This is a genomic window from Streptomyces sp. NPDC048197 (genome assembly GCF_043202395.1).
GTDB classification, from domain to species: domain Bacteria; phylum Actinomycetota; class Actinomycetes; order Streptomycetales; family Streptomycetaceae; genus Streptomyces; species Streptomyces siderophoricus.
In genome coordinates this window covers 50975-63507 of record NZ_JBIDAJ010000026.1, presented here as the reverse complement: position 1 = coordinate 63507, position 12533 = coordinate 50975, and the positions used below count along the sequence as shown (strand labels likewise).

Genomic DNA, 12533 nt, shown 5'->3' with positions numbered 1-12533 from the left:
GGTCAGGATCCAAACTCGCTCCCGCGGCCCTCGAGTGCCCCTTGGCGGGCGTGTTACTCACCCAACCGGGCACTCGAAGGGCCGCGGGGCGGGCCCCGGCCGCACGTGCGGTGCCGCCCGCCGCGCGCCACAGTGAGAGAGGCGGCAGCCGAGGAAAGGCGGGCGGACCCGTGAGTGGCAGGAACGGACTGACGACGTACCGCGGCAAACGGCACTTCGACCGGACCCGCGAGCCGCAGGGCGGGCAGACCCCCTCCGGCGCCCCCTCCGGTGACACCCCGTGCTTCGTGGTGCAGATCCACGACGCCAGCACCCTGCACTTCGACTTCCGGCTGGAGGTCGACGGCGTCCTGAAGTCCTGGTCGGTGCCGAAGGGCCCGTCCACCGATCCGCAGGACAAGCGGCTGGCCATGCCCACCGAGGACCACCCGCTGGAGTACCGGGAGTTCGAGGGCGTCATCCCGGACGGGGAGTACGGCGCGGGCACCGTGATCGTCTGGGACGAGGGCAGCTACCGTCCGCTGCCCGGGAGGAAGAAGGGCCGCACCCGCACGTTCGGCGAGGCCCTGGAGCAGGGCCACGCGTCCTTCTGGCTCGACGGCAGCAAACTGCACGGCGGCTATGCGCTCACCCGCTTCCGCGGCGGTGACGGCTCCGGGAAGCGGGAGTCCTGGCTGCTGGTCAAGGAGAACGACGACCGGGCCGAACGGCGCGGCACCCCCGATGCCCGCCGGGCCCGCTCCGTCCGCAGCGGGCGCACCCTCAAACGGGTCGCCGAGGAGGAGGCCGGGGAAGAAGGGAGCCCGCGATGAGCGGGGCGTGCGCCGGTCCGGCCCGGGGCTGACCGGGGATTCCGCCATGTCCGGCACCGCACTCATCGTGATCGACATGCTCAACTCCTACGAGCACGAGGACGCCGAACTGCTGCTGCCCTCGGTGCGCGCGACGCTGCCCCGGCTCACCGCGCTGCTCGAACGGGCCCGGGGGAGCGACACCGAGGTCATCTACGTCAACGACAATTTCGGCCTGTGGCGCTCGCACCACGACGAGCTCCTGGACACCGCGCTGAGCGGCCCGCACGCCGATCTCGTGGAGCCGGTACGGCCCGACGAGAAATCCCTGTTCGTGGTGAAGGCGCGGCACTCGATCTTCTACCAGACACCGCTGGAATACCTGCTGCGCCAGCACGGCATCGACACCATCGTGCTCTGCGGCCAGGTCACCGAACAATGCGTGCTCTATTCGGCGCTCGACGCCCATATCCGGCACATCGGCGTCACCGTCGTCGAGGACGCCTGCGCGCATATCCACCGCGATCTCGCGGAGGCCGCGCTGCGCATGATGGAACGCAATATGCAGGCCCGTATCGTCCGGTCCACCGCCGAGGAAATCTTCTGACATCTCCCGGCGGGCGTGGCGAGAGGGGGCCCGAGAGGTTCGGCGAAAGGCATTCCGCGGCCACCGGGCGATATCCCGGGACTATGCCTCCAGCTCCCCGTCCCCCGCATTGTCGCGGGCGATGTGCACCGCGGCCTCCTCGGCGGACGCCGCACCGCCGTCGATGCCGACGTCCCGGGCGGCGATGTCGTCGCTGCCGCCGCGCCAGAAGCCCTCGTCGGTGCCCACGAGCCGGCCGGCCCGCTCCTCGCCGCACTCCAGATCCACCGGTTCGCCCACACCGCCCGGCAGATCGCCGATGCCGTCGCCGTCGACCGGGAGCACGTCCGGCACCTCCACGGCCAGCCGGTGCTCCAGCGACTCGCCGTCGTGCAGTTCCCGTGCCGTGGTGCCCTCGTGATTGACCACGAAGGGCCGTTCGGGCGGCGAATAACCGGTGTCCAGCATGGCGTCGAGGTCGGGCTCGTCGAGGGCGTCCTCCATGTCCAGATCGTTGGGGTTGTCCTGGGGGTCGGAGCTGGGCGGCTGGTAGACCTCGTCGCCCATCGCGTCGTCGGACATGACCGCCCTCCCTCTCCCGTCCGCTCGTCCCGTCGCGGGCCGCGGCGGGTCTCTCTGCCACCAATTGTCCGCCTCCCGGCGCCGCTCGGCAGCGTCAGGAGGCGGACGGCCGGGTCAGCGCCGCACGTGCTCGGTGTGCAGTCCGATGGCCTCCGCGATGGCCTGCACATTGACGTACCGGTCGTGCGCCGGCAGCCGTTGCGCCAGCTCCACCAGCCGGTCCGGCGCGTGGTTGCGCCGCAGCGTCTCGATGATCGTGTTCTTGTCGGCGGGATACAGGCTCCGGCCGAGGTGCTGGGCGAGTTCGGAGCGCAGTCCGACGTCCTGCTCGGTCATCCCGCTCGGCGTACCGCCGCGGTAGTCACTCGCGGGCGACCACGCCGGCACCGGCTGGTCCTCGCCCGCGGGCTGGAGTTCGTGTTCCTCGTCGGTCCGCAGCGAGCGCTCCGCGGCCAGTTGCCCGCGCAACTGCTTCTTCATCATGTCGTCCCGGGCGGGGCCGGTCTTGTCCATTCCGTGTTCCATGACCATCGCTGCCTCCGGTCTGACGAGTCCTACCGACCCGACGCGTTTCTCCCAGTTTCCCTGGTCCTTCCGCCCTAACAACCCGAAGCGGTCGATTCAAGCCCCTGTACGGAATTCACCCGGACCGGCACGCTGGGTGACCGCCCGAGGCATATCCCGGTCCGGAGCGCAATGCATACGCCCTGGGAGATCGGGAATTCGTATGACAGCCAACCGCATACCAGCCGACGCATACGCGTCCACCGCATACGCAGCCAACTGCAGACAAGCCCCACGCATACCGGGAGAACCCAAGGAGGCAGCGCCATGCGACTCTCGCTCCTTCGACCGGTCATCGATCGGCCGGGCCCATGGGCAACCGTCTATGCCGATATTTCGCACGGCACCGAGGACGCCGAAAAACAACAGGAGTTGACGGCGAGCGCGACCACCGCACAGCTCTTCGCGCTCGGCGCGGACGAGGCCACCTGCGGCGCCGTGCACGAGGCCCTGGTCACGCGGCGCGAAGGGGAACCGCAGTCGCACGCCGGGCGGGTGCTGTTCGCCACCAACGGTCACGTCGTGCTCGACGCGCCGCTGCCCGGGCCGCCGCCCACGCCCTTCGCCGCCTGGGGGCCGGTGCCCCGGATCGCGCCCTTCCTGGCCGCGATCGGCGACGACCCCGTCTGCCTCGTGGTCCGGCTGGACCGCACCGGGGCGGACCTCGCCGTCCTGGGGCAGCAGGGCACCGAGGACGACGCCGGCAAGGTGACCGGCGCCGAGTGGCCCATCCACCGCACCACGTCCTCGGACTGGTCCGAAACCCACTTCCAGGCGAAGGTGGAGAACACCTGGGAGCAGAACGCCGCGGAGATCGCCGACGCGATCAGCCGGACCGCCCAGGAGCACGGGGCGGAGGCCGTCATCCTCATCGGCGACGCCCGCGAGCGGCACCTTGTGTACGAGAAGCTGCCGGAGCAGCTGCGCGGCATCACCTACGAGAGCGAACACGGCGGCCGCGCGGCCGGCTCCGAGAGCGACCTGGTGGAACGGGACATCGCCCAGGTCCGGGCCGAACAGGAACGCCAGCACGTCGTGGAGATCACCGACCGCTTCCGTACCGGCGAGGGCCCCGGCGGCAAGAGCGCCCCGCACGCCGCGGCCGGCATCCCCGCACTCGTCGAGGCGGCCCGGGAACACCGGATCGACACCCTGCTGGTCGACCCGCACGGCGCGGACACCGGACGCCAGGTCTGGGTCGGTGACGGCGCCGACCAACTGGCCGTGCGCGGCACCGAGTTGCAGTACCTCGGCGAGGTGCGGCCGGCCGCCGCCCGGGCCGACGACGCGCTCATCCGGTCGGCCGCGGCCAGCGGCGCCGAGGTCGTGATCGTCCGCGATCCCGAACGGGCGCCCTCCGGCGGGCTCGGCGCCATCCTGCGGTGGACGGACGAGCCGACGCCGGAGTGAACCGCCCGACAATCCCCCGGTGGCGCGCCGCGAGCCCTCAGTCCTGGGCCTCGGCCGCCACCGGCTTCGGGATCAGGAACGAGGTGGCGATCGCCGCCGCCAGGATGACCACACCGGCGATCATGCCCGCGGTGTAGCCGCCGGCGGACGCCGGATCGGCCGGTGTGGCGGCGGTCTTGACCGCGTAGAGCACCGCGAAGCTCAGCCCCGCGCCGAGGTTGAACGCACCGGCGTTCAGGCCGGGCAGGAAGCCCGGGTTCTCGCGGGGGGAGAGCACGATGCCGAGCCCGTTGAGGACGATGTTGGCCACGCCCGCGTAGGCGACGCCCACCAGGATCGAGGTCACCAGCAGCAGGACGTGCGAGTGGCTGTGCATGGTGGCCAGCATCAGCACCACCGTCGCCACCGAGCCGACCAGGCCGCACCGCAGTACCCGCCCGTAGCCGAAGGTGGCGGCCAGCCGCCCGGCCAGCGGGCCCATGGCCAGACCGGCCAGCGCGTACGGCGACAGCGTCCACCAGGCGGACGCCTCCGCGCTCATCCCGAGACCGGCCTGCGCGTCCTGTGCGAACGCCGGGATCAGCCCGTTCATCACGGCGAACACGCCGGTCATGGTCAGCACGGTGGTCAGCAGGGTCGCCCAGGTCGCGCGCTGCTTGAGGTGCCTGGTCGCGACCAGCGGGTGCCCGCTGCGGTTCTCGGTGCGCCAGAAGAGGCCGAAGGCGGCCGCGGCCAGCACGACGAGGACGGCGATCAGCGGCCAGTTCGCGGCGGCCAGCTTGCCCGCCTCGTTCAGCGCGATCAGCAGCGAGCCGACCGAGACGACGAGCAGGGCGACACCGGGCCAGTCCATCCGGCGGGCGCCCGCCGCGTCCGGAGCCGGCGCCCGGGACTCCGGGGTCAGGGTGGCGACGAGGACGGCCGCCAGCGCCGCGACGACGGCCATCGCCCAGAACACCGAGCCGAAGCCGTGACTGTCGGCGAGGTAGCCGCCCGCCAGCGAGTCCACCCCGGCGATCCCGCCGTTGACCGCGGTGATCACGCCGAGCAGGGTGCCGTACCGCTTCGGCTCCTGCACCTCGACCCGCAGCATGATCAGGCACAGCGGGACCACCGGACCGCTGACGCCCTGGATGACGCGGCCGGCGAACAGCATCGGCACGCTGGTCGCCAGCGCGGCGACGACACAGCCGACGACCATCAGGGCGAGCATCCCGGTGAGCACCCGGCGGCGGCCGATGACGTCGCCCAGCCGCGGGAGGAACAGGGAGAACAGGGCCGCCGAGGTGAAGAACGCGGTCTGGGTGAGGCCGATCTCGGCCGAGCTGGCACCGAGGGTGTCCTCGATGTTCTTCAGCGCCGGGCTGAGCATGCTGGCGTTCAGCTGGAACGCGAAGCAGGCCGCCAGCAGCGCGGTGACCAGCACCCCGATGCGGACGCCGGAACCTGCGCCCGGGCTCTCGACGGTGGACCGGGGGGAGGGAGTGGTGGAGATGTTCATGCCGTTCGTGCCGTTCGTGCCGTGATGCCGTTCATTCCGCTACGTCGCCGATCCGCTCCAGCGCGTCCACGACGAGGTTCCAGAACCGCTCGTGGTCGAGCTTGACGGCGACCTGGGTGGTGCAGTCGTCCGGTGCGGGCGCGCGGAAGTCCGTCACGGTCATCCCGACGGTCAGCGCACCCCGCAGCTCCACGTCCACCGGGGCCCGGCGCACGGTCATCACGTCCGGGTCGATGACGTACGCCACCGCGCACGGGTCGTGCACCGGCGGGTGCTCGAAGCCCTGGTTCTCGCGGTACGCCTCGCGGAAGAAGTCCAGCAGTTCCAGCACGAACGTGGCCGGCTTGGTGCCCACCGCGGCGATCTTCTTCTCGACCGCGGGGGTGGCCAGGGCCTGGTGCGTGAGGTCCAGCCCGACCATGGTGACCGGCCACTTCTCGTTGAAGACGATGTGCGCCGCTTCGGGGTCGATGATGATGTTGAACTCGGCGACCGCGCTCCAGTTGCCCTCGTGGTAGCCGCCGCCCATCAGCACGACCTCGCGGACCCGCTCGACGATCCGCGGCTCCTTGCGCGCGGCCAGCGCGATGTTGGTCAGGCCCGCCGTGGGGACGATGGTGATCTCGCCCGGCCCGTGCGCCATCACGGTGTCGATGATCAGGTCCACCGCGTGCCGGCGGTCCAGTTCGAGGGTGGGCTCGGGCAGCTCCGGGCCGTCCAGACCGGTGTCGCCGTGGATCTCCGGCGCCGTCTCGATGTCCCGCACCAGCGGACGCGGGCAGCCGGCCGCGAAGGGCACCCCGGTGATCCCGGCGATCCAGGCCACGGACAGCGCGTTGCGGGTCACCTTCTCGACCGACGCGTTGCCGACCACGGTCGTCACGGCGACCAGCTCGACATCGGGATTGCCGTGTGCCAGGAGCATGGCGATCGCGTCGTCATGCCCCGGGTCGCAGTCGAGGATGATCTTTCTGGCCAACGGACGAGCCCCTTTGCTCTGCGGAACGGTGGTGCGGTGGTGCTGGAGGTGAAGTCTCTGGGTGCGCCCGCAGGAGGCGGCTACCGCTGGAAAACGTTCTCCGAGAATTTCGCCCATCGCTCCTTGCGATGTCAACGAAATGTGAGCCATACGACCGCTTGATCCGGCTCACGGACACGGTGGGTGAGCGGTGATAACGTTTGCCGCCCTCATCCGGTACGGGTCGACAAAAGGGGCGCGCCACCGTGGCCGAAGTGACCTTGAAGGACGTCGCGCTGGCGTCCGGCTGCTCGATCGCCACGGTCTCCCGGGTGCTCGCCGGCACCCGCCCGGTCGGCGCCGAGACCGCCCGCACCGTCCGCGCGGCGGCCGAGCGCCTCGGCTACCGCCCCAACCACGTCGCGCGCGCCCTGCGCAGCCGCTCCACCGGCACCGTCGGGCTGGTCCTGCCGCAGATCACCAACCCGTTCTTCCCCACCCTCGTCCGGGAGCTGGAGCACGCCCTGCACGCCGAGGGCCGCGCCGTCCTGCTCGCCGACTGCGACGACGACCCGGCCACCGAGGCGGCCCGGATCAGCGCCCTGCTGGCCCGGCAGGTCGACGGGCTGCTGCTGATACCGGTCGACGAACGGCACAGCCGGGAGGCGGTGGCGGCCGCCGCCGCACAGGTGCCGCTGGTCCTGCTGGACCGCGGCTGCGGCCCCGGCGTCGCCGACTCCGTGGCCGTCGACAACGCCGCCGGAATGGCGCTCGTACTGGCCCATCTGGCCGCCACCGGGCGCCGCCGCCCCTGCTTCATCGGGGCCGCCGGCACCGCCTCCGCGGCCGTCGAGCGGCGCACGGCGTACGAGAACGGCGCCGCGGCCCTCGATCCGGCGGCACCCGGCCGGCTCGCCCTCGGCGACTTCTCGGTGGAGTGGGGCCGGGCCGCCGTCGACCGCCTCTGGCCGGCCCGCCCGGACGCGGTGGTCTGCGCCAACGACCTGATCGCGGCCGGCGCGCTGCAACGGCTGCGGCAGTTGGGCGCGGACGTCCCGGGCGAGGTCGCGGTCACCGGCTTCGACGACATCCCGCTCGCCGGGCTGGCCGACCCCGCGCTCACCACCGTCCGGCAACCGGTCGCCGACCTCGCCGCCGAGGCCGCCCGCCTGTTGTCCCGGCGCCGGGCCGACGGTTCGTCAGGGCCGGGCCACACGGTCCGCCTCGCCCCGGAGTTGGTGGTCCGGGCCTCCAGCGGGACGGCGGTCGCGGTCGCTGCCGACGGACCCTTCCGGACCTCTTGACCGTACACGGTCACGGAGTAAAGTCCAGACCAATCAGTGCACCCCTCGCGCCCCTCACCCCCCTCGCGAAAGGGTTGACATGAACAAGAAAAGAAGGCTGGCCCTCGCCATCGGCGCCGGCATCGCCCCGCTGCTGGTCGTCACCCTGCCGGTCACCCCGGCGAGCGCCCACGGTTACGTCTCCGCACCCCCCAGCCGCCAGGCGCAGTGCGCCGCCGGCACCATCGACTGCGGCCCCGTCAAGTGGGAGCCGCAGAGCGTCGAGGGCCCCAAGGGGCTGACCAGTTGCAGCGGCGGCAACAGCCGGTTCGCCGAACTCGACGACGACGCCAAGGGCTGGAAGGTCACCCCGATCGGCCACACCCAGACCTTCACCTGGCGACTGACGGCCCGTCATGCCACCAGCACCTGGCAGTACTTCGCGGGCGGCAGGAAGGTCGCCGAGTTCGGCGGCGGCGGCGCGCAGCCTCCGGAGACCGTGACCCATACCGTCAACTTCGGCAGCATCACGGGCAAGCAGAAGATCCTCGCGGTCTGGAACATCGCCGACACCGCGAACGCCTTCTACGCCTGCATCGACGTCACCATCGGCGGCTGACCGGTCGCCGCCGGCCGACCGCTTCTTCCGCGTACGTCCCCCTCGCCCCGCTCGTCCGTCCCCGTCCTCACCCGCCTCACCCGCCCCGTCGCCCTGCGGTGTCACGGCAGTGTTCCGTGGTCAGCAGGGTGCCGGGGCCGGCCGGCGCACCCGTTACGATCGGCCCATTCATGGCCGTTGTGCGTGGCCGCTGCCGGGAGGAAGAGATGGGCCTGTTCCGCCGAGGACCGAAGCGGGATTCCCGCGACCTGGCACGCGACGGGGAGTTCAGCTTCTTCTCCGAGCGGGAGGGCGGGGTCTTCCGGTCCCAGGTCCGGCAGGCCTTCGCCGAACAGGGCCTGGAGGTCACCGCGTACGCGGGGGTGGTCACCGACTCGTCGGGGCGTCAGTTCGGCCTCGGCAACCTCGCCGCGGTGTGCCACCGCGACCGGCGCGGCGAACGCGCCTGGCCCGGGCTGATCCGGGACCACGTCGGCAAGGTGCTGCGCACCATGGACGGCCCGCAGCCGCTGGAGGTGCTCTCCGCGGACGAGATCCGGGCCTGCCTCTACCCCCGGGTCGTCGCCCAGGAGACCCTGCCCGCCTCGGACGCCTTCCGCTACGGCCGGGAACCGGCCCCCGGTCTGCGCGAGGTGCTCGCGCTCGATCTGCCCGAAGCGGTGCAGATGCTGAGCGAGGACTCGCTGAGCGACCTCGGGAACGTCGCCGAACTGCGGATCCGGGCCATGAACAACCTCCGCGCCCTGCCCGTCGAGGGGCACGAGACGGTACGCCGCGGCGACGGCTCGGCCTTCGAAGTCCTGCTCGGCGACTCCTTCTTCACCGCCAGCCGGGTGCTGGTGCTCGACGATCTGGTCCAGCGGCTCATGGGCACCGGGCTCACCCCGGACGGTGCGCTGGTCGCCATGCCGTTCCGCCACCAACTGGCGTTCCACCGCATCCAGGACGCCCAGGTGATCCCGGCGCTCCAGGCCATGGCGCAGTTCGCCGCGGCCGGCCACGAGGACGCGGCGGGAGCCATCAGCCCGCGGGTCTTCTGGTGGCGCCGGGGCATGATGACCCCGCTGAGCGAGCCGGACGGGGACGGCCTGCGCGTGGTCGTCGACGGGGAATTCCAGGAGCTGCTCGAACGCCTGGTACAGGGCGAGACCTGAGCGGGCGGACGGGACCCGAGCGGGTGGACGCGAGCCGGCCGGGGGGCCCGGCCGGAGGCGTCGTTTCCGCGAACCCGAAAGATTCTTCCCCGAATCCTCACAGCAGGGGAACCACTTCGCGCTCCCACCCGTTCCTATAGGTGAGACCCCACGCTCTCCCCCGTGCGTGGGGTCTCACCACGTTCTCCCGGCCGGCCCCTCAACCGTGGGCCGGCCGGCTCGCCGGCTCCTCGGTCAGCAGCCGCGAGCGGATCAGGAACCGCACCCCTTCGGGCGCCTCCAGGGAGAAGCCACTGCCCCGCCCCGGTACGACGTCCACGGTCAGATGGGTGTGCCGCCAGCGCGCGAACTGGTCCGCCGACATCCAGAAGTCCACCGGCTCGGGCACCCCCGCCACCGCCAGCCGTCCCAGCAGCACGTCCGACCCGCCCGTACGGAATTCCCCCGCCGGGTAGCACATCGGCGCACTGCCGTCGCAGCAGCCGCCGGACTGATGGAACATCAACGGCCCGTGCTGCTCCCGCAAGGCCCGCAGCACGGCACCCGCCTCCGCGGTCACCGCGATCCGCTCCACACCGGCATCCGCGTCCACGGCCGCACCACCCTCCACATCACATCAACGTCAGGCAGACGCCCTTCAGTCAACCTCCTACGAGGTTGCGAGAGGGTTGCACGACCCGTCCAGGGCGGAAGCGGTGCACCACCGACCGCGGTTCACGGCCGGAGGCGGTCGGCGGACGAGGGCGGCTGGATCTGCATGCCCGGCCGGCGGCGGTGGACGGTCAGGTAACCGAGGCCCCCCGCGCCCGCGACGAGGCCGCGGGTGGAACCGTGCGGCAGCCAGACGAGGCTTCCTTCGCCCAGCGGGTGCGCACCGTCGGTGGCGAGCAGGGTGCCGTCGCCGGCGACGACCAGCAGGAGGACGTCCAGGTCCGGCTCGGTGTGCGGGTCCACCCGCCCCGCGGGCGGGATGCGGACGACATTGGCGTCTAGTTGCCGTCCCGGTTCCGCCAGGCGCCACAGCGCTCCGGCCGGCGCGCCGTCGAGCGCCGCGTGCGCGGTCAGGGCCCCGGCGTCGCACAGCACGCGGGGGACCGGTGCGTCACCGGCCGGTCCGGGGGAGCCGTCGTTTTCCACAGTCATACACGTGCCCTGTTCGATGTGCGGTGCCCACCGCCTGCGGAACGGGCCCTCGGTGGCCGCTGCCCGCCGGCAGTCTCGCTCGTGACGCATACCACACCGTCACGGGCGGATCTGAATGGGAATCTTACATGCGTCTTTGTTAACGTCCGGTTTGTGCGGCTGACGAAGTTCACCGACCTGGCGCTGCGTTCCGTGATGCGCCTGGCGGTCTCCGGAGAGGGCGACCCGCTGACCACGCGCGAGGTGGCCGAGGCCATGGACGTGCCCTACACCCACATGGCGAAGGCGGTCACCCGCCTCCAGCGCCTGGGTGTGGTGGAGGCGCGCCGGGGTCGCGGCGGCGGCCTGGCGCTGACCGGTCTCGGCCGGCAGGCGTCGGTCGGCTGGCTGGTCCGGGAGCTGGAAGGTGAGGGCGAGGTCGTCGCCTGCGAGGGCGACCCGCCGTGCCCACTGCGTGCGGCCTGCCGCCTCCGCCGGGCGCTGCGCGACGCCCAGGAGGCGTTCTACGCCACGCTCGACCCGCTCACCGTGGCGGACCTGGTGGCCTCACCCACCGGCCCCGTGCTGATCGGTCTGGTCGGCCGCCCGCCGGAGTGACCCTCGCCCCACCGGCACCACCGCCCTGCGGGCGGCCGGTGCCTTACCCCTGCATGCCCGCACCCGCGCCCTGCGCGCCTGAATAAGAAGATCGTTAACCAATTAAAGGAGTCGCGGTGCTCTCCGAGCAGTCCACCCCGGTCATCCGGGCCTCCCTCCCGGCGGTCGGCGCCGCCATAGGCGACATCACCGCGCTGTTCTACCGGAAGCTGTTCGACGCCCATCCCGAGCTGCTGCGGGACCTGTTCAACCGGGGCAACCAGGCCAACGGGGAGCAGCAGCGCGCCCTCGCCGGCTCCATCGCGGCGTTCGCGGGCATGCTGCTGGAGGGCCCGGACGCCCGGCCCGACACCATGCTTGCCCGGATCGCGCACAAGCACGCCTCCCTCGGCATCACCTCCGACCAGTACAAGATCGTCCATCGCCACCTCTTCGCGGCGATCACCGAAGTGCTCGGCGACGCGGTCACCCCCGAGGTCGCCGCGGCCTGGGACGAGGTCTACTGGCTGATGGCGAACGCGCTGATCGCCGTCGAGGCGCGGCTCTACCAGGAGGCCGGCGCGGCCGAGGGCGACGTCTGGCACCGCATGGAGATCGTCGAACGGCGGCAGGAAACCCCCGACGCCGTCTCCTTCGTCCTGCGTCCGGCCGACGGCCGCCCCACCGCCCCCTTCCGCCCGGGCCAGTACGTCAGCGTCCAGGTCGAACTCCCCGACGGCGCCCGGCAGATCCGCCAGTACAGCCTGTCCGCCGCGCCCGGCCGCGCCGATTGGCGCATCACCGTCAAGCGGGTCCGGGCCGGGAACGCGAACGACGCGGCCGGCGGGCAGCCGGACGGCGAAGTGTCCAACTGGCTCTGCGACCACGCCCGTACCGGGGACGGGCTCACGGTCTCCGTCCCGTTCGGCGACCTCGTGCTGCCGGAGGGGGAGGCCCCGCTGCTCCTGGTGTCCGCCGGTATCGGCGTCACGCCCATGCTGTCCATGCTCGACCACCTCGCCGCCGGCGGATCCGCCCGCCCGGTGACCGTCCTGCACGCCGACCGCACCCCCGCCGACCACGCCCACCGCGGCGAACAGCGCAGCCTGGTGGGCGCGTTGCCGGACGCCCGGCTGCACCTCTGGTACGAGCAGATGGACGACCAGGCCCCGGAGGCGTCGACCGGCCGGGTCGATCTCGACACCGTCGACCTTCCCCCGGGCGTGACCGCCTACCTCTGCGGCCCGCTGCCCTTCCTGCGCGCGGTCCGCGGCGACCTGCTGCGCCGCGGCGTCCCCGCGGAAGCCATCCACTACGAGGTCTTCGGCCCGGACCTGTGGCTGGGGCAGTGACCGCCGTGCATGCT

At 72.0% G+C, this 12533-nt stretch carries 14 protein-coding genes; 8 read left to right on the top strand and 6 right to left on the bottom strand.

Annotated elements, in window-relative coordinates; genetic code table 11:
- The first annotated feature begins 170 nt into the window (after positions 1–170).
- Together ACGF4C_RS28385 and ACGF4C_RS28380 are read left to right on the top strand one after the other, a co-directional pair.
- On the top strand, positions 171–812 hold the full coding sequence (locus ACGF4C_RS28385) for a DNA polymerase ligase N-terminal domain-containing protein (RefSeq protein ID WP_393569724.1): 642 nt from the start codon (positions 171–173) through the stop codon (positions 810–812).
- A 46-nt stretch (positions 813–858) separates the two neighbouring features.
- On the top strand, positions 859–1398 hold the full coding sequence (locus tag ACGF4C_RS28380; RefSeq protein WP_393569722.1) for a cysteine hydrolase family protein: 540 nt from the start codon (positions 859–861) through the stop codon (positions 1396–1398).
- Between the two features lie 81 nt (positions 1399–1479).
- On the opposite strand, the gene ACGF4C_RS28375 is transcribed toward ACGF4C_RS28380, so the two are convergent.
- Both ACGF4C_RS28375 and ACGF4C_RS28370 read right to left on the bottom strand, forming a co-directional pair.
- Complete coding sequence (locus ACGF4C_RS28375; RefSeq protein WP_393569720.1) at positions 1480–1959, bottom strand: DUF5709 domain-containing protein; 480 nt, start codon at positions 1957–1959, stop codon at positions 1480–1482.
- A gap of 114 nt (positions 1960–2073) precedes the next feature.
- Positions 2074–2472: a DUF2795 domain-containing protein gene (locus ACGF4C_RS28370; RefSeq protein ID WP_374102854.1), complete on the bottom strand. Its 399-nt coding sequence runs from the start codon at positions 2470–2472 to the stop codon at positions 2074–2076.
- Positions 2473–2790: 318 nt separating this feature from the next.
- Here ACGF4C_RS28370 and ACGF4C_RS28365 point away from each other — a divergent pair, with 318 nt between their 5' ends.
- Entirely contained in the window at positions 2791–3933 is a 1143-nt protein-coding gene (locus ACGF4C_RS28365) for a Vms1/Ankzf1 family peptidyl-tRNA hydrolase (RefSeq protein ID WP_393569718.1), read from the top strand.
- A gap of 37 nt (positions 3934–3970) precedes the next feature.
- Here ACGF4C_RS28365 and ACGF4C_RS28360 read toward each other — a convergent pair whose 3' ends face one another.
- Positions 3971–5434, bottom strand: a complete 1464-nt coding sequence (locus ACGF4C_RS28360) for an MFS transporter (protein WP_393569716.1) — start codon at positions 5432–5434, stop codon at positions 3971–3973.
- A 31-nt stretch (positions 5435–5465) separates the two neighbouring features.
- Positions 5466–6413 carry a nucleoside hydrolase gene (locus tag ACGF4C_RS28355; RefSeq protein WP_393569714.1) on the bottom strand — a complete coding sequence of 316 codons (948 nt, stop codon included), beginning with the start codon at positions 6411–6413 and terminating at the stop codon, positions 5466–5468.
- 245 nt (positions 6414–6658) lie between these two features.
- Here ACGF4C_RS28355 and ACGF4C_RS28350 point away from each other — a divergent pair, with 245 nt between their 5' ends.
- The 3 genes from ACGF4C_RS28350 (at position 6659) to ACGF4C_RS28340 (ending at position 9448) form a co-directional block, all read left to right on the top strand.
- Positions 6659–7696: a LacI family DNA-binding transcriptional regulator gene (locus ACGF4C_RS28350; RefSeq protein WP_393569712.1), complete on the top strand. Its 1038-nt coding sequence runs from the start codon at positions 6659–6661 to the stop codon at positions 7694–7696.
- A 79-nt stretch (positions 7697–7775) separates the two neighbouring features.
- The gene (locus ACGF4C_RS28345) at positions 7776–8294 is read left to right on the top strand and encodes a lytic polysaccharide monooxygenase auxiliary activity family 9 protein (protein ID WP_393569710.1); all 519 of its coding nucleotides are present in this window, start codon (positions 7776–7778) and stop codon (positions 8292–8294) included.
- 206 nt (positions 8295–8500) lie between these two features.
- Positions 8501–9448 (top strand): hypothetical protein, encoded by a 948-nt coding sequence (locus ACGF4C_RS28340; RefSeq protein WP_393569794.1) that lies wholly within the window; start codon positions 8501–8503, stop codon positions 9446–9448.
- Positions 9449–9647: 199 nt separating this feature from the next.
- Here ACGF4C_RS28340 and ACGF4C_RS28335 read toward each other — a convergent pair whose 3' ends face one another.
- On the bottom strand, positions 9648–10040 hold the full coding sequence (locus tag ACGF4C_RS28335) for a DUF779 domain-containing protein (protein ID WP_037808113.1): 393 nt from the start codon (positions 10038–10040) through the stop codon (positions 9648–9650).
- A gap of 122 nt (positions 10041–10162) precedes the next feature.
- Positions 10163–10591, bottom strand: a complete 429-nt coding sequence (locus tag ACGF4C_RS28330) for a cupin domain-containing protein (protein WP_393569708.1) — start codon at positions 10589–10591, stop codon at positions 10163–10165.
- Positions 10592–10744: 153 nt separating this feature from the next.
- Here ACGF4C_RS28330 and nsrR point away from each other — a divergent pair, with 153 nt between their 5' ends.
- Together nsrR and ACGF4C_RS28320 are read left to right on the top strand one after the other, a co-directional pair.
- Complete coding sequence (nsrR, locus tag ACGF4C_RS28325; RefSeq protein WP_362140747.1) at positions 10745–11188, top strand: nitric oxide-sensing transcriptional repressor NsrR; 444 nt, start codon at positions 10745–10747, stop codon at positions 11186–11188.
- 116 nt (positions 11189–11304) lie between these two features.
- On the top strand, positions 11305–12519 hold the full coding sequence (locus tag ACGF4C_RS28320) for a globin domain-containing protein (RefSeq protein ID WP_393569706.1): 1215 nt from the start codon (positions 11305–11307) through the stop codon (positions 12517–12519).
- Positions 12520–12533 lie beyond the last annotated feature (14 nt).

Coding starts and splice junctions, on each gene's coding strand:
- ACGF4C_RS28370 (WP_374102854.1), bottom strand. CDS start 2,472: ATGGACAAGACCGGCCCCGCCCGGGACGACATGATGAAGAAGCAGTTG.
- ACGF4C_RS28360 (WP_393569716.1), bottom strand. CDS start 5,434: ATGAACATCTCCACCACTCCCTCCCCCCGGTCCACCGTCGAGAGCCCG.
- ACGF4C_RS28365 (WP_393569718.1), top strand. CDS start 2,791: ATGCGACTCTCGCTCCTTCGACCGGTCATCGATCGGCCGGGCCCATGG.
- ACGF4C_RS28340 (WP_393569794.1), top strand. CDS start 8,501: ATGGGCCTGTTCCGCCGAGGACCGAAGCGGGATTCCCGCGACCTGGCA.
- ACGF4C_RS28380 (WP_393569722.1), top strand. CDS start 859: ATGTCCGGCACCGCACTCATCGTGATCGACATGCTCAACTCCTACGAG.
- ACGF4C_RS28345 (WP_393569710.1), top strand. CDS start 7,776: ATGAACAAGAAAAGAAGGCTGGCCCTCGCCATCGGCGCCGGCATCGCC.
- ACGF4C_RS28375 (WP_393569720.1), bottom strand. CDS start 1,959: ATGTCCGACGACGCGATGGGCGACGAGGTCTACCAGCCGCCCAGCTCC.
- ACGF4C_RS28330 (WP_393569708.1), bottom strand. CDS start 10,591: ATGACTGTGGAAAACGACGGCTCCCCCGGACCGGCCGGTGACGCACCG.